This is a genomic window from Seonamhaeicola sp. NFXS20 (assembly GCF_049132085.1).
Lineage (GTDB): Bacteria > Bacteroidota > Bacteroidia > Flavobacteriales > Flavobacteriaceae > Seonamhaeicola.
In genome coordinates this window covers 671,971-693,607 of record NZ_JAFMPU010000001.1, presented here as the reverse complement: position 1 = coordinate 693,607, position 21,637 = coordinate 671,971, and the positions used below count along the sequence as shown (strand labels likewise).

Below are 21,637 nucleotides of genomic sequence, written 5' to 3'. Positions count from 1 at the left end.
TTAAAGAAAAACCCACTCAATAATTTTATACACTCCATAAACGGCTCCAAATAGCAAAACACCTAAAAATTTTTCTTTGTACCTATAGCCTAGGTTATCATAGTAATCTCTTTCTCTTTTGTCGTTTTTATTGAATAGCATAGTAGGTTATTTGACAATAAATTTAAGTCAAACCCTTCTGTAGCGAAAAAAGCAAACATTATTAATCTAGAAATTGTTGTGGATAATTACTTCAAAGAATTTAAAAACATCATAACACCCTCTTAATTTTTTAAGCTTCTTAACAAAAGAAGAAATTTGGGGTTGGTTATTTTGATTGACTATATTTTTTAAAATTTTCTGCTTGTTCAAAGATTTCTTTGTACACTTCATCACGCTCTACTGGTGGATAGCCGTGTTCATCCAAAAGAAGTATTAGACCTACTTTTAAAGCAGATTTAATATCATCTCTTTTGTCCCAATCTGGAAATTTAGCCTGACCATCTACCAAGTCTTTTACCGCTTGTGCTAATTTAATTAATTTATCTTCAGGATAAGTAAAATCGTATTTCACACAAAGTTCCTTTAGAATATCGTAAAACGCTTTTTCTTCAAAATCAATTCCCAAATCATCACCTGCCTTAAATTCTTTATATACCTCCCATATCATATCCGTTAGTTGGTTGGCCATATCTTCGTAAACTTCACTACGGAACACATCATTTTCATCACGCTGATTATACTTTTCTACCAGAACTTCCATTTTCTTGGTAAAGTCAACACCTTTTACTTTATTGACTTTCTTCATCTCCCCAATAGCCCTTGCCAATAGTTGCTGTAGGAGTTTGATTTTTGTGTTGGGCAGTTTGATTTTATCGATTTTGGCTAAGTAATCTGCATCAAAAATGTCTTGCTCTTTTTCAGATTCTTCTCCCATTTTAAAGATTTCCTCCACACCGTCACTTTTCAGTGCATTTTTAATCATCTCCCTTACTTTGGCATTCATTTGAGCAGTGTCAGGTGCATTGCCTTTTGTGAGTTTGAAAACAATAGATCGAACAGCTAAATAGAAATGGGTATAATTTCTTTCTTTCTGTGTCAATTCCTCACTACCTGCACATATATCATAAGCGGCTTTAAGCCTTTTGACCAAGCCCATAAATCGCGTTTCCATTTCTTTGGTGAGCTGTACAAATTCAGCTGCCATATTCAGGGTGTTCAATTGCTCTAATGCAGAACCGTTAAAGTATTTTGAGCTATCGAACTTGTGAAGGAGTTTAGCCAACAGGTCTAAATGGTTTCTCACGATTACTAAGGATTGTTGTATATCCTCAAAATTGTCTTTATCACCTTTACTGTATTTGGCAAGCGCCATATTCATCGCTTTCTTGATACCAATATAATCTACCACCAAACCTTTGTTTTTACCCTTGAATTTTCGATTTACACGGGAAATGGTCTGTATCAGGTTGTGCTGCTGAATAGGTTTATCTATGTATATGGTATCTAAAAAGGGCACATCAAAACCAGTTAGCCACATATCCACGACAATGGCAATTTTGAAATTTGATTTTTCATTTTTGAATTGCCTGTCTAACTCTTTACGGTATTCCTTAGAGCCTAATAAATCGTACAATTCTTGGGGGTCATCCTTTCCACGGGTCATAATCATTTTGATGCGTTCCATAGGCTTGATTTCCCGTTTTTCTTTATCGGTAAGAATTGTACCATCTTCGGCAACTTTTACTTGGTTCCATTCGGGCCTAAGTTTTATTACGTTTTTATAAAATTCGTAGGCTATAAACCGAGAGCTACTTACAAACATGGCTTTTCCTTTAACCGTAGCGCCCTCGTTTACGCGATTTTCATAATGCTGTACAAAATCGGCTGCCAATTCTTTTAACCTATCAGGATCGCCAAGAATGGCGTTCATATTGGCCGATTGTTTTTTGCTCTCTTCTATTTGGTATTCATTGGCTCCGGCCAGGGCTGCTTCTTCGTAATACTTCTCAATTTTTTCTAATTCGCTGTTCTGTAAGGCTATTTTTGCAGCTCTACCTTCATACACAATACGAACCGTGATTTCATCTTTAACCGATTCGGTCATTGTGTAGGCATCTACTACTTTACCAAATACATCTAAAGTGGCATCAATTGGTGTTCCTGTAAAACCTACATAGGTGGCATTGGGCAAAGAGTCGTGCAAATATTTGGCAAAGCCATAAGATTTCTTTACCCCCTTTTCTGTAACGCGTACTTTTTGGTCTAAGTTGGTTTGACTTCTATGAGCTTCATCAGAAATACAAATCACATTAGAACGCTCAGTTAATAGCTCAATATCTTCTGTGAACTTGTGAATGGTGGTTAAAAAGACCCCTCCACTAGCACGACCTTGTAATAGTTCTCTTAATTGAGCTCTGCTTTCTACACTTTGGATGGTATTATCACCGATAAAGGTTTTGGCATTGGTAAATTGCGCTGAGAGCTGGTCGTCTAAATCGGTACGGTCTGTAATGAGCACAATGGTGGGGTTTTCAAAATGCTCACTTTTCATCAAAAGTCTTGTGAGAAAGAGCATGGTATAGCTCTTTCCACTACCCGTAGCACCAAAGTAGGTGCCCCCTTTACCGTCTCCTTTAGGTTTTTGAGTCTTTTTAATGTTGTCGTATAAGGCTCTTGCGGCATAGTATTGTGGGTAGCGACATACTATTTTTTCATCCTTTTTAGAGGTATCAGGTATGTAAATGAAGTTTTGGATAATGTCCCGTAAGCGGTTTTTATGCAACATTCCTTGTATCAAAGTATACATACTATCAATGCCATCTACACCTTTAGAAAAACCTGATATTCTACGCCAGGCATAGTAAAACTCATAGGGTGCAAAAAAAGACCCTGCTTTGTTGTTTGCCCCATCGCTAATAACGCAAAAGGCGTTGTACTTAAACAGTTCGGGAATGTCTCTTCTATAACGTTCGGTAAGCTGCTTGTAAGCATTGTGTATGGTTACATTCTCCTGAATGGCCGTTTTAAATTCAAAGACGACTACCGGCAAACCGTTGATGTATAAAATACCATCAGGAATACGCTTTTCTGTACCTACAATTTCCAGTTGGTTGACAAATTTGTAGATGTTATTGTCGCCATAATTTTCTTGGGGTTCGGCTACAGATAGGGTGTCTAGGTTTTTTCCTTGCATTTGACGGTCTAAGCCTGCATAGTCAATCAAAGACACCCAAATATCTTTTTGGTTACTATCTTCACGCTTTAGAATAAAGCCATCGGAGAGCCACCGCATGATTTTCTTATTGGTTTCGTATAAATCAGAAGCGGGTAAGGTTTTCAGCTGTAATACAACGGATTTGGCCTCGTTAAGGGTTAGTCCTTCTTTTTTGTATTGTGTTAATAGAAACTCGATTATATCGTCTTCAATCAATACGTCTTCGGGCAAACGCTTAAGGGTATTGCCTAAGTAATGTGGGTAACCTTCATTGCCCAATAACTCTATAAATGCTTGTTCTAATTTTGCTTCGGTGAATTTCATTTTTAACCATTTTTTAACCAACAGATGGCGTTTATTTTTTCTTTAATGAACAAAAGTGAAGTATATACTTCATGTTCTGTTGGAAAATCTTCGTAAACTAAATCTTTAAATGTTGTGGTGTATGTGTTCAGCAATTGTTCCCAAACTTTATCTAATTCACTAAAAAATAATGCTTTTTGGGGATGTGTTTTTAAACATTCTCTGCTGTCTTTATAGGCTTCTAAATCATTGTTTGCCACCTTCAACATCATCTCTTGAAAATCTGGTGATTCCAAAAACATCTTTATTTCTTCCTGCTGAACCAACTGATGTAAATCATAAGCATGGCGTATTTTGGCTCTCAACTCTTGTATGGGGTTTTCTTTGTAAGAAAACCTAACTAAACTCATTATCTTTTCACAAAACGTACGTTTTAAATCCATTACATTTACTGTAAATGGTTGCATACCATAAGTCTGTATCATTTCGTGTTGGTTGGCTTTTTTCATCATTTCATAAACCAATGAAGACACCTCTTTTTTATTATAAGGTTCTGAATCACCAAGCCAATTCACCTCTAGCACAATTTCATTTCGTATTTGCTCGTCTTTAGCGGAAAACATCATTGGAAATTGGTGTGCTGTTTTTCTAATTTGCCCTGTTTTATGTGTTAAACCTTCTATCTCTACCTCTGGTAAAACATCCTGAATACTTATACTCACTTGTTTTAGCATGGCTTTTTTTTGATTGCTACTCAAAGTATCTACATCTAAAAGTACCAAATCAATATCTTCAGAAAAACGTTTGATTAGACCATAACATTTTGACAAAGATGTTCCTCCTTTAAACACTAAATGCTTAGCATTTTCACCTGAAAACAGAAGCTGTAAAGCCACCGTTACCCAATAATCTTTTTCTATATAGGATTCTTTTAGCTGCCATTGCTGTGCCGTTGCTTTTATCGCATCTCCAAATAACTTTTTATTAGTGTGTAGCTTCATCGGATGTACCAGTCTTTTTTGGTGGGTAATTCTTTTTCTTCAATATCTAGCTTTATACTAGTTAAAGGATTTAAACTATTTTTAAGCTTTTCTAATTTACGGATTGGATAAGCATTATTTTCTAAAATAGCTCCTAATAAAGCTCTTGCTCTGGGGGGATACAGTAGTGCATATTCAATTAAGTTGTCTATTTGTGTATTGCTTTGTTTTTTTAATAGCACACTTAAACGTTTTATGGCCTGAGCTACTGAACAGTCTGGTATTTCTTTCACATCCTTAAAAGCATCTAACAGACCTAAAATTTGATAGTTATCCTCTGTGATTTCTGCATAGCTTTTAACTGATCTTATTTTTAAATTTTCTCTATTAACATTAATTTTCTTTCCTCTACTGGCTATTTTTATGGTAAAAGGTATTTGCGTGGTTAAGCCTAACTTATTGTATAATGAGGTTCCTGTTTCATAAGCTATTCGTTGGTTGTTTTGAAATAAGTACGGACGCAACAATTCGGTGTAATTGGGTTTTAAATCGCCAAAAACGGTTTTTTGAGGTTTGTAAAATTGCCCTTTACTGATTTTTTTGATAAGCCCCTCTTTTTGTAGGCGCTCCATCGCTTTAGCGGCTGAAACAAAGTCTCTTTTGTCTATGCACAAATCTTGATACCCAAATGTTTTTCCATCTGAAAATTGCTCTATTTTTTTACGTATTTGTGCGGTTAGTGTCATAGTACAAAGATAAGCCTTTCTTTAAAATGTCAAGTTTTTGGAGCGGAAAACTTGACGTTTTAAACCTATTGAAAGATTGTATAAAGCCAAATCCACCTCTTTGGTGAGTTGTGCTTTGTACTCTATGCGGTTGGTTTCTGGCATATCGTTATTTTTTAAAAAGGTAAATCATCTTCTTCATCATCTTGTGAGGATGTTTCAATTACCTTTGTATTTTGGGCATTCTCTTCATCTTTCCAAAAATCTGTAGGTCTTATGGTTTTATTAAATGGCTCATAACCTTCATCTATCTTATCAATTTTAATAATTACCGGTACTTGAGCACTCAATCCTGCCAATACACAAGTGCCTGTTGGTAAAATTGGCAAGGCATCAAAAGAAACCTTATCTAAATAGGAAATGGTTCTTTCTACCGCTTGAATGTCTCTATTGTTGATTAAGCGATGTAAAAAATAATTATGCAATTGTGAAATGATGGTATCAGATATATCAGAAGGTCTTTGACTTGCAATGGTAAGGAAAACCCCAAATTTTCTACCTTCCTTTATAATTTCTTCAAAGGTTTCTAATCGATAATCTTTCCACGTTTCACTTTCTCTTTGTGATGTGTAAGAAAGTATATTGTGAGCTTCATCAATGATTATGTTCAAATAATCTGAAGGCTTGCCCTTAGATTTTTGTAATTCATAGGCTTCTTTTGAAACCAACAATACTATTAACTTTTTTAAAGAGTTGTCATAAATATTTCGAAGAGAAATAATTGTTAATGGTTTATCACTTATCTTCCTCTCTTCTACAATTTCAAAAATAGAAGAAAGAGAGCTGAAAGTACTATTAACACGTTTAATCAGTGGAGATATATGTTCCCTATTTGAATGGCCACTAACTATTTCATCGTAGTATTTTAAGATAATTTTTAATTGAAGGTATCTAATAAACTCTTTGTCTTGTGGAAATTGTATTTTTTTAATCTCATTCTCAAGAGGAATTTTAAATTCAGTATCAAATTCTTGATCATCACCTGCATGTGCTCTATTGCCATTTTCTTTAAGAATATAATAACTAGTAGAGTCATTTGCATATTTATCAACTAAACCTAATAATTTATCAATTTCTGTAAAGACGTGTTCATTCTTTTGTCGCAAAAAGTACAAATCAGCAAAAATTTCAAAAAAAACCTTCGTTCCTAAATCTTTACTTTTACTATTGATAATCTTGTTTACAAGATTAATTAAATAATCTGCAACCCCCTTCTTGTCTATTTGTTTGTAATTTATAACTCTCTTGAGAAATGGAATTTGTGTTTTATCTTTTGCATCAGTCATCAAAGAAAGCATTTCAATATTCTCAAATGAACTTTTCAATAGCTTTATTTTCTTATAATTGTTTTCTGATTTAATATTGAAACATTCTTTGTTACTGCTTTTTGTGATGATATTATGGTTAGCTTCATTATAATACTCCCCATTAAAATCAATTAAAAGAAACTTAGCATTTTTCTTAAACCTAGATTGGCTTCCGTATTCTTTAAATAGCTTATGATACAAACTGGCAAGTGTATAAGATTTTCCACTTCCTGTATTTCCAAAAATACCAATATGGCTTGCAAACAAACTATTTACTCCAATACCTATTGGTGTGCCTGTTTCATTACTTAATACACCGATTTTAAGTTTGTCATCGAGTTTGCCATCTATTTCTTTAATAAAATTGTGGACCTTATTTATTTCATCTTCGGTTAAAAGAAAAGCTTCGTTTTCAATAAGTGGAAGTTCTTTTACGCCTTGCTTAAAATTAGAATTTTCGAAATACCCAATTAAACTAAGACGTAAAATCCTTTTTATTTTTGCTTTTCCTTGTTTGTATTCTTTTTGAGAGATTAATTTATCTTCTGTGATATACTCTTCATCTACCTTCCCAATAAGTTCTTCGAATCCCTTACAGATTTTAACATAGTTACCTACGGATATTCCTTTTATGATTTGTCCGTTGTAAAGCAGATGCGGAGAGTTTTTAGATTTGCTTACCCTTATTTCTACAATACAGCCACGTATCGATTCCACATTTCCAATATGTAAAACAGCATTATTTTCCATCTTCCGCTTTATTTTCAGATGAGCTTTCCGAAGTGTTAGTTGTTTTATTTTCGCTAGGAGATATTTGAAGGTCTTTTAATATTTCCTTGAAAATAGAATTGTAAACCTCTCCAAAAGAATAGTTACCATTATCCTTTGTTAAAACAATAATATTATTGTATTCTGATAAATTCAATAGAGCTTTATAATTATCTCTATCTACTTCGTTAAAAGCAAAAATGACAATTAATAAGGTGGGATTAGATTTAGCAACTCTAAGCGTAATGGTTCGAATATGCTCATCGGCAAAAGAAAAACCGGTAACAAATAACACTGAATTTTCTTTTTCAATATTGTTGGAATACATTCTTAACAACTCATAGTAGGACAATTTTAAGGTGGTCTCCTCAAACTTTTCTTTGTTGGGATTGACCATAATTAAGTTGTTATATTCCTCCAGAAATTCATCTATGTTCTTTTCAACTTTAGAAAAATCTTTTTCCTCGGCTTCTTTATAAATTTTATCTAAGCCTAAGAAATCTCCCTCATTATCGAAACACGCAAGCAAGTCGGAGTCATTAAATTTTATTTGTGATAATTTTTTAGTGCTTTCCAGTTGGTTATCGTATTGAATGGTGTCTTTTTCTTTATTGTATTTCCAATTTAAACTACCGTGTAGCTTGAATAGATTAAATAATGGCGTGGCGGATTGATATTCGTAGTAAGAGGATACTTTGTTAATGATATTATGGAAATTCTCTGTACTAAATTTTGTGTTCATTCGCCCTGAAAACCCATCGTTATAGGCATAATTGAGTTTTTCTAAAGCAATATCCAAAAACACATCCATATTGGTGGTAAACAAGTTTACTTGTTTAGAAACTAAATTAGTAGTGCGTTTCGCTAAAATGGTATGCAGTGCACTCAAAAGATTGGTGTAATTGTTTAAGGTTTCGTTAGAATCATCTGTAACACCAAGCAATTCAGTATTTTTCTCAATGCATTTTTTAAAGTAAAAATACTTGATAGAAACCTCTATCAGTTTGAGAAGCTTTTCATCTGTTTGTTTTTCAGAAAGTCCTTTTCTTTTTTCTAAACTATCCAGAGCCTCTTCTACACCTTTCAATGTTTCTAAAAAATTCTTTGAAGCACCTGAACCAATTAAAAAATTCAGATGACAGCTTTCAATTACTTTTTTTATGTCTATTACATCCATACTTAATTGTTTATTATGACTTCCTCAACTTTACTCATTTTGCTTAAAAGCATTATTCTAAATTCAGTAAGTGCGTTGTTTTCTATTGTTAAATTCTCACGATGCTTCATAATTTTAACAAAAGGGTGTTTTGACATAACTTTATCTTCCGGTATAACTAATTTTATATTTTCTATAATTTCCTTACTCAAATTTGGTTGTGCTCCACCGATAGCCACACTTACTATTTCATCTCTATTTACTCTTAAATGATAATATAGAAATGTAGCCTGAAATTCGTCATTACAAATCATAGCACAACAAGCCTGATTCGTAGTAGCAGGAATTTTTAAGTAGCCTACTTGTCCCTTTGTATCACCCTGACCATACATTGCTACTAATACTGTATTAATTGGTAAAAGAGTTACAGGACACTTTTTTAAAGCTAATTCAGAAATATATTCTTCAGAATTAATAAGCACACTGTTTTTTAGCTCTCCAGTTTTAATCCAAGGGTGGTCATTTGATGACCAGAATTCATTAGTGCTACGATTTGGTGTGCTTCCACTTTTCATTTTCAATGTAAAGTCACTAATCTTTTTAACATCCCATCCTTCTGGAATCTCCTTATCCAACTCCTCATTATAAACCATTTTACCTCCAGAAGATTTATAAGGCTTGCCTTCTTTATTAGGAAATTCAAAGTCCACAAACCAATGTTTATACAAGGCTTGTGCGGTTTCTTCCAGTTTTTGGTTGATTTGTTCGTTGAGTTTGATTCGGTTGGTAACGGTGTTGTATTCTTTTACTATTTCGCGTTGTTTTTCTATGGAGGGGATGGGGAGTGTGAAATCTAAAAAATCTTCCCATTCTAGACTACCTCTTACGCCACCAACTGCGTGAAACGTAGCTTGTCTATCAAACTCTTTACGTGAAAACCACATCATTAAATAATCGGGGTCAAGTAAAGATTCATCCACAACTTGAAATACAGGGTAAGCTTGTGAAATAATAGCTTCTTCAAAATCTTTTAAAATAGCAATAGGCATTTTTTTATCCCTGCGAACCTGCATCGTACTACAAGCAAATTGATTCTTTCGAATAATCTTGTAGTTCTTCATATTTGTTCCTACTGTGTTTGCTACAGATGGAATGAACTTTTTGTCAACAGATAAGCCTAATAGTAAATCAACTCTTAAATCAGAATTTCTTTCATCAACAAGCTTAATGTAATCTCCAATTCTTCTATAATTTGCTCTAGTCATATTAATTTGAATTAGGTTTTGATAACCCCCAATAGTTAATTTTTAACAATTCTAAAAGACTTGTTGGTCTTACCCATTTTTTAGGAGAAAGTGTAAAAGCATTTAATCCTGCTTGTTTTTTAAACCCATCGAATTCGATGGGTTTAAAATGGGGATTGTACAACGTCTCCCATATACCCAAAAACTTAATGGTATTGCGGTTACGCATCCAATTTCCAATCACTGCACTGGTATCATCGGTTTTATGCTTGGCAATATCTGTTAAAGAAATGTATTCCTGTTCATTGGCCGCAATAACAGTAATTTGATTTCCTTGAACTTCTATTTTAGACTTTTTGCTCATAATTCGTAGCCTAATTCCTTAAACACGTTTAACAATTGGGCTTTGTTTTCTTCTTCTTGTTGCAAGAGCTTTTGCAAATCGCGTTGTAAGGCCGTCATTTTTTCTTCAAAATTGATGTTCTCATCACGGTTTACAAACTCTATATACTTGCTTGGAACCAAAGAAAAATCTTTTTTGGCCACCTCTTCCAAAGAAGCGCTGTAACAGTATTCTGGCACATCTTTGTAAGCTGAATCCTTTTGCTGCCAATTGTGATAGGTTTTTGCAATATCTAGAATGTGTTGTTCTGAAAATTGGGTGTATTTTTTTTCAAACGGGTCGCCTATTTCACGTAAATCCATAAACAAAATCTCATCCTCACGATTGCGGTATTTTCGTGTAGTATCCGGTAATTCAACGGTGCGTTCGGTCTTGTTTTTATTTAAAATCCAAAGGGTTACACTAATATTAGTGGTATAAAACATATTTTGCGGTAGAATCACAATCGCCTCTACCAAATCGTTTTCAATGAGTTTTCTCCGGATTTTATATTCTTCACCACCACCGGACAGAGCACCGTTAGCCAAAATAAAGCCTGCTACACCATTTTCGGATAGCTTACTCACCATATTTAAAATCCAGCCATAGTTGGCGTTGCTCTTTGGAGGCACGTCATAGCCTTTCCAACGGGGGTCGTCTAAAAGTTCGTCTGCCCCTCTCCAATCTTTTTGGTTAAAAGGAGGGTTGGCCATAATGTAGTCGGCCTTGAGGTCTTTGTGTTGGTCTTGGGCAAAGGTATCGGCCGCTTTGTCACCCAAATTGGCCGCTATGCCACGAATGGCTAAATTCATTTTAGCCAGTTTATACGTAGTATTGGTATATTCTTGTCCGTAAATGGACACCTCTTTTTTATTGCCGTGATGATTTTCTATAAACTTAATAGACTGTACAAACATTCCGCCCGAACCACAAGCTGGGTCATAGATAATGCCTTTATAGGGTTCTATCATTTCTGCGATTAGTTTTACAATACTTTTTGGGGTGTAGAATTCGCCTTTACCTTTTCCTTCTTTTAGGGCAAATTTGGACAGAAAATATTCATACACACGGCCTACAATGTCTTGCTCCTGGTCTTTTATGGTATCGATTTCATTGATTTTATCGAGCAAGGAGGCCAGTTTGGATTTGTCCAGTCCCAGGCGCGAAAAGTAGTTATCGGGCAAGGCGCCTTTTAACGATGGGTTGTTTTTTTCGATGGTGTGCAGGGCGGTGTCTATTTTGATGGCAATATCGTCTTGCTTGGCGTTTTTGATGATGTAGTCCCAACGTGAGGCTTCATCCAGGAAAAAGACGTTTTTCATGTTGTAGAAATCTTTCATTTCTACATATTTCTCTTTGCCTTCATCGATGAGTTCCTGTCTTCGTTGTTCAAATTTATCACTGGTAAATTTGAGGAATATCAATCCTAATACTACGTGTTTGTATTCTGAGGGCTCAACCGAACCTCTTAGCTTATCGCAGGACTGCCAGAGGGTTTCTTCTATGGATTTTTTATTTTTGACTTTTGTTTTTGGATTGCTCACTTTAAAAATATATTAATATCTAATTTAATTATTCTGTGTAATCTGAAAGTTAAAAATATAAATATATATTGGTTTCACATTACGGTTTTTCTTATTTTACAGTTCAAGTTAATATTACATACCAATAAATAGCCCCCTCAAAACAATAGGTTATTCCTCTTAACAAATCATTTTTACCGCATTAAAAATATTTTGATACTCTATTGAAACATCGGCTTCAATCAGATGATTTTTACTTGCAGGCTTTTCTTTGGTAATAGATTGCAATGCAAACCGTAACTTTTTATCATTTCCATCAGCAAAAGCAATAAATTCACCTTGCTTTAGCTTAAAGAATATTTCGGCTCTACGTTTGGATACTTCGCGTTCGCCTTTAGTGATTCTACTTTCCAAACTCAACCCACTCGATTTACTAACACTACGGGTTGGTGTTTTTATCATTTCAAAAAAGCGTTCATAATATTTAGCAGTATCGGGGTCATTTGCTTTTCCGAAGAACTGATAGGATAAATTGCTTAATATGGCTTTACTAGCCTTATCACCATAAAGCAAATCGTTTTGTACCTTATCCTGCATTACATAGATAGTGCAAATATCATAACTGCGTAATGTTGCGGGAATCCGATGCATATTAGTCAATTTTAACGTTGGTGCTTCTTCCATTACCAAAAATGAAGTTGCTCTTTGGCGCACACTCATTTGTTTAATAATGGTATGCATTATCAAAGCAATCACAGGAGAATAAGCAGTATCATATTTGGGATTGTTTACCAATGAGACAACCCCTAAATTTTTAGGATTATTAATATCTAAAGGAATCTCATCTTTAGATAAAACGTAACATATTTTTTTAGAGCTAATTTTTTTAAAAGCATTTGATAAAGTACTCCTTACACCTGCAGTCTGTTTCTCCGATTCGATACCATGAATAAAAGCACTCGCCATACTATAAGATATCATATCAGACTTCAAGAAAGCTACCAACTTTTTTGTACTCATCAGTTGGTATAACGCCATAACGTGTGGCAATGTACATAAATCAGGATAGGCCGTTTTCATCTTCCAGATCATTCCACATAAAAGCCCTTCCACGGCATCAGAAAAAAACTTGTTACTTCCAGTATTCCCAGAAAGATTTTGTTCTAATAAATTTTCCATAAGTACTCGTGATACTTCTATCACACTTTCTTCATTGGGTAGATAATGTGGTGCTATGGGATTCACCCGACAATGAATCTCATCAAAAGCAATGGTATAAAATGGTACCGTCGTTCCCTTGAAAAGTGGATAGGCGATTTCGGTTAGTTCAAAGTCTTTATAGTCATGAATAACACCACAAAACCCCTGCTGACTAAAATGTTGTAGAAAATTATAAATCACACTTTCAGTCTTTCCACTCCCTGCCGAACCAATAACTGAAGCACCCCGACGAATATTATCGATTTTAAACTTACAATTTTTCAGTTTGAAGCGCACTTGGTATGTCTTATTTATTTGTTTCTGATTTTCATCAAAGAACAGCCCATACAAAATTGCTCCCACAAACAATATAGGTACCACCATATACAGAATGATATATTCCCAAGGCCAACTCATATCCCTATAGTTCCTGATTCCATAGCCTTACCAAGACCTTTTTTCAAGGTGTTAATAGCCTTCATAGTAAGTTGAAGTTTGTTAGTAGGAATGTTAAACAATGTCGTATTCACTCCTGTTTTTTGTAACAATTTAAAAGCTAGCGCCCTTTCATTAGCAGGTAGTTTGGTAATTATAGAGAAATACAGCCTGGGGTCTTTTAAAAAGGTTTTTCGGGCGGTATAGGATTCTACGTAATTGCGTTTGTATTTAAACAAGCTATCAAAGGTCTTTTCGGCGTTTTTATAAAAAGCATCTCTATCAAAGCCGCGCTTTATCATTTTTCCATTCATTTCTACTTCTGAGGCTTTATACTTACTCCCTGGAGACAGACTGTAGCGGTTAGAAGTATCCTTTCGGCTAACTATGATATGAATATGGCTTTGATACCCTGGTTTAATCATGTTCCTGACAATACGTTTACCATTTAATTGATGGGGAGCTTCCCGTTCTAAGTGTGCTATGTCTTTTTGTAACTTTTTAATATTTCCTGATGTTTCCCCTTGCTCAATGCGTCTCACCTGCTGTTTTAATTCCAAAATTTTAGTCGCATAGGGTTGATTTTCCCGTATCTCTTTATCGGTTTCTGTAAACGTGCGTTGTCGTTCCACTTTGGCGTAATATTTAATATCGCTTATACCAACAGGTTTCCCATCGATTTCACGATTAAAAGCTTTTGCGTAAACTTTCATTGCTTCTCTGGTGTATTGTTTTAAAGCTTCAGGAGAATCCTCAATAGCTTTGAGTTCTCGCTGACTTGGATTAAGCGTGATGGAATAGAATTTAGGTTCTGTTTTTTTTAGTTTTGCCGTATTATTATCAATCTCTTTAATAACTTCCTCTGCAGATATCTCATCATCATGTTGGTTAAAAAATGGTTCCATTTCAGGCATGGGTTTACCCTCATTCTCTTTTTCAAGATAGTCCACAAAAGCGGTAGCGCTTTGTGCATAATTGCCACTAAGGCGTTGGGCGGTGATGGTGATGTACATAATCCAAATTCATTTTAAAATCCTCCAATTCTTTTTTATCCATATCCAATTTATGGTAATCCTTACCAAAAGTATTTTTGACATGCTGTAATCGGTTCAATAATGCTTCCATTGTATTTTTATAACGACTGAGTTGTCGTTGCATCGCTTCATAGCGGTTTTGGTAATGTTCTAATGCTTCATCACGGGTTATGGCTTCTGGCATACCAAAATCAAACACCTCTTCCTCCACACCTCCTTGTTCCACTTGTGCTATTTCCTGAAAGAGTGTATCCAGCATTGCTTTAGTAGGCAGCGTTTGTTGTTTTTCTATATTGCGAACTATCGCTATCAGAGCATTGATACGTTTTTTAGTATCATCGGCTTTAACTTCGAGATTATCATTTGGGTTAAGATGATTCCACTTAAAGAAGTTTAACATGGTCTCCAGCGTCTCCGAATGTGATTTTGAAACGTCTTTAGAAAATGCCCGAAAACGCTTAGCTACATCTTTCTTAACATTGATTCCCGAAAAGCCATATGTTGAAAATTTCTTCACTTTTGCTGCAAAATTTGACCTGTTTATAATGGGTTTCAAAGGATTTGCTGCAAACCTCTGAAAACCAGCTCAATCAAATGTTTTTCAAACACCTGAATATCAATTGTTTAAGCGCAAAAATCAAACCGAAACATCGCGCAGCGTGTTACCCTCTTGCTCTTCCATTTCGTTCGCTGTAGGCGAACAAAATTCCATACAATCCAGTCCTATGAAGGATTGCTCTTTTCGGAATTTCAAACAATTCCGATAATGTTTAAAACGATGGATACAGCTATCAGCGAAAGTCAAAAACAGGATAGCTATATAATATGTTTATACTGATATACAACGAATTAAATATACGTTTTTTTTCTTTAACACAATAAATTTTCACATAAAAACACCCCTGCGACTCAGGGGTGCATTGTACTCATTTTAAATGATAAAATACATTATGTTTTACCGTTTTAATATTCACTTGGCAACATCAAAGTGTCGTTCACAAAAAACAACCGCAGTTCATCAAGCGGAAAATCCGTCATAGTATACCCATGCTCTTCCAAAATATTGTCATTGCCATCACTATAGATGATTACAGCTTCATAGCCTGATGCTTCTCGTTCTTTCTCTGGTAATCTTTTAAAATCTATAGTCACCCAGCTACTTCGCTCTTTTAAGCTTTTAGCCACCACAGAGGTGTCTGTTACCAGCCAAAAACATGCGGCTGCGTTGACTAGGTACTTTATTCCGTCTGTAAAACGCGTTCTAAGCAAGGGGATGTGATAAAACATTTCACTTCCATTGAAATATTGGAGTTGCTCTTGTATTTTATTTGCTTTTGTATGCATTGCTCTAAAATTTTAATTATTGGATCTTAATGCAAATCGTAAGTAAAGAGGCGTATCCCCATAACGGTTACGCCTCTTTTCTTTTAGGCGCTACTGATCACTCTTACTTCCTAGTAAAAGGATTTCATCAGTAACCACTTCGGTTACATAGCGCTGATTACCTGCCTCGGTCGTGTATGTCCTTGTTTTTAGCTTGCCGACAATACCGACTTCACTACCCTTTTCGACATACTTCTCAATGATTTCTGCGGTCTTACCCCAAGACACAACGTTGTGCCAATTGGTATCTGTTTGTTTCTCGCCATTACTGTTTTTGTAATACTCGTTGGTAGCCAATGAAAAGCGGGCAACTTTCTTTCCGCTCTCTAAGTTTGTAACCGTTGGTGCTTGTCCAACGTTTCCAATCAACTGTACATGATTTCTAATCGTACTCATAATTAAAAAATTTAAAAGGTTAATAATTTCCCTTTTCAATCCAGAAGTCCCCTTTTTCAAGGGTAATAACTGAATTTTAAGGGGTGTTTTGTATGTTTTCTTTCCAGCGCAGCACAATAGATAAAGTGGGTTCTGTCAAGACTTTCGAGAAAAAATTGGGAGTGTCTGCGACCTAGCAAATCCCTCGGGATTTCAAGAAAGTAGAAACCCTATTTTTTTCGAAACTTGTACAGTCTTTACAGGTTCCATAAGGGGATTAGTCATTCTTTTAAAGCCTGTAGTGACCCGAGCATACGGGAAGTTGAGCGAGGCGAGAAACAGGGTTTAATCTAGAATGCCTTATGCCCTACCTGTTTTTCGATGCCCCGAAAAACAACAATAGGCTTTATCTATTATAAACCCCTTAAAATGTGTAAGCCAGCGGTTCGGTTTTTAGGGTTTTATAGGCAAGATCCCAAGAAGGGCTTGCCAAAAACCACGTTAAAAAAACTGGAGTGATGGCTTTACGTTGTGGCAAGCGGACTTGTCTGTTTTTTGTTACGTAATGGAGTGTCCCGTACCTGCACCGCGGTGCGGACAAACGGAATGCAGGAAGCAAAACAACAGATAGGTTCAAGATGTTTTTAGTGAAGCGCTTTTCACGAAATAAAGTGGTTGCCTGCTTTTTCTGTAGGCAAACGTGGAATGTAGGGGAATGTGCTGAACGGAATTAAATAGTATTAGCCCTTATATATTTGACCATCCAGTTTTAGGTACTGGACAAACCTTTACTCTATCAAGCCATAGCATAAATTTCATCAAACAGCTTTTTATCCAACCGTTCTTGTTGTCCGAAACTTTTCTTCAAAACATTATGAAGTACTGCATTAAAGGCATTGTAACCCAACCATAGATTTGGTTCTTCATTGAGCAATAAGGCTTCATAATTCAAAGTCTCGATGACCTCACGAGACTTTTTCGAAGGGTCACTATTCTTATCACTGCACTCGTATCTGAACAGCTTCGTTCTATCGAGTATGGCTTTTACAAATTCTTGTGTATCGATAATTTTAAAGGCTTTCATCTTTTCAAATTTCTTAGTAATGGTATAGAATTCATTGTCTAGAAATTTATCAAACAGGTTGTTTAACCTCGGCATAATTAGACTCGTGTTATTCTTGCTGTGTTTAATAGAAAACTCGATTTCTGCTTGTGAAACGTGTAAACCATTTGAACATACTTTTCTGTAAAACCCAAAGTGTCCTGAGGTCTTTTCACTACCATCATACGAGTTTTTAAAACGAAGCATAGGGAGTATTAAATCCTTATGGTTCTTGACGGTAAACTGGCTTTTATCCTCGATTATAAAATCCATAACAAATGACCTGTCATTTTTATTGATGGTACGCTTATGATAAGTAAGTTCTGCATCTACCAACATCCTTTCTGCCTTTTTGAAAAACAGCTGATTGGGTATATGCCCATAGCTATTGGACACTACATTGACGATTTTCCCATTAGAAATAATGGCATTTTCTAGTCCTCTTCTGGAAGCAATTCCTGTTAAACACTTTAATGATGTCATCTCCGATGATATGAAGATGTCGTCCTGTTGTAAATTACTCAAATACATAATAATAAATTTTAGATTAAACAATATTTGAGCGATAACCCAAACGGAAGCTAAAATCTTAGCTCAAAAGGAATCGGAATAAATAGCATGAGAAAAAGTAGTGGCTTTATGCCGAAGTCTTTTGATGGAAGTATTTTACGTGTTTAAATTGCGAGGGTATTGTGTGATAAAACCAAACCCTATTGAACTTAATTTAATAGATTTCGAATCTGTCTTTAAGCTTTTAAATTAATTTCAGTCTGTCTTTTCTAAAGGATTCGAACCTAATAAAATATTGGATTCGAACCTTGATTCTAAATCACCCATATCTTCGCTTATTTTCTTATCTAATACCCGTGCATAAATTTGGGTCGTAGATAGATGACTATGTCCTAATACTTTGGATACAGTCTCTATCGGCACTCCATTACTTAAAGTCACGGTTGTAGCAAACGTATGTCTCGCCATGTGAAACGTGAGGTTTTTAGTTATTCCAGAAGCGTCCGCCACCTCCTTTAAATAACTATTCAATTTTTGATTGGATATTTTAGGAAACAGACACCTTTCTTTTCGCTTTGGGTGATAATGATATCTTTTTATAATAGATAAAGCTGGACCAATCAAAGGAAGCTTAAATGTGTTTTTTGTCTTAAGTCTTTTTGTGCTTATCCAATGTTTTCCATCAATACCCATTACAAGATTATCCTCTTCAAGATTCATTACATCACAATAAGCAATACCAGTATAACAGCTAAACACAAATAAATCCTTTACAATCCGCAATCGTTCAATTGGAGTGTAATAATCTTGAATATTTTGAAGTTCTTCTAATGTCAAGTATTCGCGTTCATTTCTTTCCATTTTAATCCTAAACTTTCGAAATGGATTTTTTTCAAGCCACTCATTATGAACGGCCATCGTTGTCATTTTACGAAGCCGTTGAATATGCTTCATAGCACCGTTGTTAGACAACCTACCATGATAATGTGCTGGGTGCAACTTTCGTAAAAATGTTTCAAAACCAACAATAAAAGCATGATTCAACAAGGATAATTTATAATCATTGCTTTTGTATTGTTCTTTAATATACTTGAGTAAATATTTCTGAGTGGTCTTGTAGTGACTAATTGTAGCTTTGCTTAAAAGATGAGCACTATGGATGTTGTGATATTCAAAGAGTTTAGTTAATGTCACCTGTCCTTCATCTTCTCCTAAATATTTGGCCTTGACCATTTGGGGAGTAACATGAGGTGTAGTTGATCGCAGTTCTCTATAGCTCTGAAAAAGTTCAGATTCCACCTCCTTCAAATAGGAATTTATTTGTTTAGCCTCTTTGGTGCGTCCAGTTACCCTTGAAGCTTTGCTGTCCCATACATCAATTGGAATAGTGTATTTAAGGCTTAAGTTCACACGCTGCGAATCAATAGTTATTCGAGCGTAAATTTTTGCAGTGTCATCATTTCTTCTAGATGTACTTATCCAAAAACTGATGGAAAATGTTAACCGAGTTCTCATAGGTTTTGTGTTAAATTATACGAAAATTACCTACGAAAGCCAAACTCTAAAATAATGTAATACAGATAGTTAAACCCTTATTCGGTTAACACTTTTCTAAAAAAAAATTACTAACCGAATTGCAGACCAAAACATATCAAATCAAACCGAATTAAATGATTGCCCTAAAACATTAAAACCTTGTAAATCAATAAGATATACAAGGTTTTGTTTTTGTTTGGGCTATAAAAGTGGGCGCGAAGGGATTCGAACCCCTGACCCCTTGGGTGTAAACCAAGTGCTCTGAACCAACTGAGCTACGCGCCCTTGCCGTTAGCGTGTGCAAATATAACCTAGTTTTTAATTCTGCAAAAACTTTTTTTGAAAAAAATTAAATTATTTCTGCTACCACAAATGTACTCCCCCCTACAAATATAAAATCTTCTGGCGAAGAATTATTGTAAGCGGCTGTATATGCCTCTTTAACAGATTTGTATGCTTGTCCTTTAAATCCTAATTCATTAAAAAAGGTTTTTAGCTTTTTAACAGATAATCCTCTAGAAATATCAGGTTTACAAAAATAATAAGTAGCATGTTTAGGTAATAAATTAATTATTGAGGTTAAATCTTTATCATTTACAACTCCAAAAACTATATGCAAATCCTGAAAAGTTTCTTCTGATATTTGCTGCATTAAATATGTTAACCCTTCTTTATTATGCCCCGTATCACAAACTACTTTGGGCTGAGTATTTAAAACCTGCCAACGCCCAAGCAACCCTGTATTTTTAACAACATTTAACAATCCTTTTTTTAAATTAGAATTAGTTATTGTATAACCTTTTAGTTGTAATTCTTTAATTGCTTGAATTGACGTTTTAATATTTTTTGATTGATATGTTCCTTTTAAATCACTTTCAAAAGCAACCTCAACCTCTTTATCTGCAAAAACTATTTTAGAGCTATGCAGTTTAGCCAGTTTTTTAAATACATCTTTAGTGTCAGTTTGAGTTTCACCAATAACAACTGGAATTTCAGGTTTAATAATACCTCCTTTTTCTGTAGCAATTTGCTCTAGGGTATTACCTAAAAATTGGGTATGATCTAAACCTATGTTAGTAATTACTGAAACTTCAGGGGTTATTACGTTAGTAGAATCTAACCTACCACCAAGCCCTACTTCAACAACTGCAATATCAACTTTTTGTTTTGAAAAATACTCAAACGCCATACCAACAGTCATTTCAAAAAAAGAAAACTGGTTGGCTTCAAAAAACGCTTTATTTCGCTTAATAAAACCAATCACAAATTGTTTACTTACTACTTGTCCATTAATTTTTATACGTTCTCTAAAATCTTTTAAATGTGGAGAAGTATACAAACCCACTTTATAACCAGCCTCTTGTAATACAGATGCTATCATATGACTTGTTGAACCCTTTCCATTGGTTCCAGCCACATGAATGGATTTAAAATTTAAGTGCGGTTTTTTTAAATGGTTTACTAGTAAGTGGGTGTTACTTAAATCTGCTTTATAAGCCGATTTCCCCTGACGCTGATACATTGGGAGTTGAGAAAACATCCAATTAAGAGTATCTTGATACGTCATAAATTATTGCCCTAAACTAAAATTAATACTCACAAATCCCACTTGGGTAGTTGGAGCATTTTTATCTGCAGAAAATTTAAATGATAAGGCTGTTTTTTTGGCAGCTTCAAACAAGCAATTCGTTCCTGTTGTTCCTTTTATACCAGGTGTTGCCTTTATTACTCTTCCGTTTCTATCAACTCTTATCTCTACAACAACAAGACCTTCTTCATTACATTCTTGCTTATATACTTTATTTGAAATTTTCCCTCTTCCTCCTAGCCCATATCCAACGCCTCCTTTTCCTGGTCCAGAGCCTCCAAAGTAACTTGGTGCATAAGGATTGCCATCTAATTGACCTTTATCACCTGCTTTATTATCATTTCCTTCACTTCCTGTCTCTGCTCCATCAGATTTACTTACACCACCAATTAGAGCATCTAATTTTTTCTTTTTTTCCTCTTGTTCTTGCTTTTCTTTAGCAATTCTTTCTGCTTCTGCCTTGGCTTTAGCATCTGCAATAGCTTTTGCCCTAGCCTCTGCTTCTTTTTGCTTTTTTATAGCTATTTCCTCTGCATTATCAGCAGTTAAAACCTCTTCTTTTACTTCAGAAGCTTTTGTTGGTTCAGACTGAGAAACATCGGGTTGTGGAGGATTATTAATTTCTTTAGGTTCAGATTTAATTGGCTTTTTAGGCTGCACGTTACCTGACCCAAAATTTGTAGTTCCAAAATTAACTGCAACACCATACTCTTCTGGCGGATCCATATATGGTGGACCAACCACAAACAATAATAACAATAAAATTATAGCTATAAGTGCTGTAATTTTAGCTGAATTTTTTTCGTGTTTGGTTTTAAAGTACTTCATTT

Annotated in this window: 19 protein-coding genes and 1 tRNA gene; all 20 read right to left on the bottom strand. The window is 35.0% G+C overall.

Going from position 1 to position 21,637, the window contains the following annotated elements:
- Positions 1-141, bottom strand: a complete 141-nt coding sequence (locus tag J1D01_RS03055; RefSeq protein WP_421149784.1) for a hypothetical protein — start codon at positions 139-141, stop codon at positions 1-3.
- Between the two features lie 166 nt (positions 142-307).
- Complete coding sequence (locus tag J1D01_RS03050; protein ID WP_421149783.1) at positions 308-3,520, bottom strand: type I restriction endonuclease subunit R; 3,213 nt, start codon at positions 3,518-3,520, stop codon at positions 308-310.
- 2 nt (positions 3,521-3,522) lie between these two features.
- Positions 3,523-4,500: a nucleotidyl transferase AbiEii/AbiGii toxin family protein gene (locus J1D01_RS03045; protein WP_421149782.1), complete on the bottom strand. Its 978-nt coding sequence runs from the start codon at positions 4,498-4,500 to the stop codon at positions 3,523-3,525.
- Positions 4,497-5,225, bottom strand: coding sequence for a DUF6088 family protein (locus J1D01_RS03040; protein WP_421149781.1), 729 nt, complete (start codon positions 5,223-5,225; stop codon positions 4,497-4,499). The genes J1D01_RS03045 and J1D01_RS03040 overlap by 4 nt, the downstream gene beginning before the upstream one ends.
- A gap of 21 nt (positions 5,226-5,246) precedes the next feature.
- Positions 5,247-5,369 carry a hypothetical protein gene (locus tag J1D01_RS03035; RefSeq protein WP_421149780.1) on the bottom strand — a complete coding sequence of 41 codons (123 nt, stop codon included), beginning with the start codon at positions 5,367-5,369 and terminating at the stop codon, positions 5,247-5,249.
- 11 nt (positions 5,370-5,380) lie between these two features.
- Positions 5,381-7,321, bottom strand: a complete 1,941-nt coding sequence (locus tag J1D01_RS03030; RefSeq protein WP_421149779.1) for an ATP-binding protein — start codon at positions 7,319-7,321, stop codon at positions 5,381-5,383.
- A complete protein-coding gene (locus tag J1D01_RS03025; protein WP_421149778.1) occupies positions 7,311-8,516 on the bottom strand; it encodes a hypothetical protein in 1,206 nt (401 codons plus the stop codon). The genes J1D01_RS03030 and J1D01_RS03025 overlap by 11 nt, the downstream gene beginning before the upstream one ends.
- A gap of 2 nt (positions 8,517-8,518) precedes the next feature.
- Entirely contained in the window at positions 8,519-9,760 is a 1,242-nt protein-coding gene (locus tag J1D01_RS03020; protein WP_421149777.1) for a restriction endonuclease subunit S, read from the bottom strand.
- A 1-nt stretch (position 9,761) separates the two neighbouring features.
- Entirely contained in the window at positions 9,762-10,103 is a 342-nt protein-coding gene (locus J1D01_RS03015) for a KilA-N domain-containing protein (protein WP_421149776.1), read from the bottom strand.
- Positions 10,100-11,665: an N-6 DNA methylase gene (locus J1D01_RS03010; RefSeq protein ID WP_421149775.1), complete on the bottom strand. Its 1,566-nt coding sequence runs from the start codon at positions 11,663-11,665 to the stop codon at positions 10,100-10,102. Before J1D01_RS03010 ends, J1D01_RS03015 begins: the two co-directional genes overlap by 4 nt.
- Before the next feature lie 159 nt (positions 11,666-11,824).
- On the bottom strand, positions 11,825-13,261 hold the full coding sequence (locus J1D01_RS03005) for a type IV secretory system conjugative DNA transfer family protein (RefSeq protein ID WP_421149774.1): 1,437 nt from the start codon (positions 13,259-13,261) through the stop codon (positions 11,825-11,827).
- The gene (mobB, locus tag J1D01_RS03000; RefSeq protein ID WP_421149773.1) at positions 13,258-14,292 is read right to left on the bottom strand and encodes a MobB family relaxase; all 1,035 of its coding nucleotides are present in this window, start codon (positions 14,290-14,292) and stop codon (positions 13,258-13,260) included. Before mobB ends, J1D01_RS03005 begins: the two co-directional genes overlap by 4 nt.
- Positions 14,261-14,869: a BfmA/BtgA family mobilization protein gene (locus J1D01_RS02995; protein WP_421149772.1), complete on the bottom strand. Its 609-nt coding sequence runs from the start codon at positions 14,867-14,869 to the stop codon at positions 14,261-14,263. Before J1D01_RS02995 ends, mobB begins: the two co-directional genes overlap by 32 nt.
- A 407-nt stretch (positions 14,870-15,276) precedes the next feature.
- Positions 15,277-15,657: a DUF6876 family protein gene (locus J1D01_RS02990; RefSeq protein ID WP_421149771.1), complete on the bottom strand. Its 381-nt coding sequence runs from the start codon at positions 15,655-15,657 to the stop codon at positions 15,277-15,279.
- Between the two features lie 90 nt (positions 15,658-15,747).
- Positions 15,748-16,092, bottom strand: a complete 345-nt coding sequence (locus J1D01_RS02985; protein ID WP_421149770.1) for a single-stranded DNA-binding protein — start codon at positions 16,090-16,092, stop codon at positions 15,748-15,750.
- 775 nt (positions 16,093-16,867) lie between these two features.
- Positions 16,868-17,704: a DUF932 domain-containing protein gene (locus J1D01_RS02980; RefSeq protein ID WP_421149769.1), complete on the bottom strand. Its 837-nt coding sequence runs from the start codon at positions 17,702-17,704 to the stop codon at positions 16,868-16,870.
- A gap of 234 nt (positions 17,705-17,938) precedes the next feature.
- On the bottom strand, positions 17,939-19,198 hold the full coding sequence (locus tag J1D01_RS02975) for a site-specific integrase (protein ID WP_421149768.1): 1,260 nt from the start codon (positions 19,196-19,198) through the stop codon (positions 17,939-17,941).
- A gap of 231 nt (positions 19,199-19,429) precedes the next feature.
- Positions 19,430-19,504 (bottom strand) — tRNA-Val (locus J1D01_RS02970).
- 64 nt (positions 19,505-19,568) lie between these two features.
- Positions 19,569-20,786 (bottom strand): bifunctional folylpolyglutamate synthase/dihydrofolate synthase, encoded by a 1,218-nt coding sequence (locus J1D01_RS02965; protein ID WP_421149767.1) that lies wholly within the window; start codon positions 20,784-20,786, stop codon positions 19,569-19,571.
- Between the two features lie 3 nt (positions 20,787-20,789).
- A complete protein-coding gene (locus J1D01_RS02960) occupies positions 20,790-21,635 on the bottom strand; it encodes an energy transducer TonB (protein ID WP_372936994.1) in 846 nt (281 codons plus the stop codon).
- Positions 21,636-21,637: the final 2 nt, after the last annotated feature.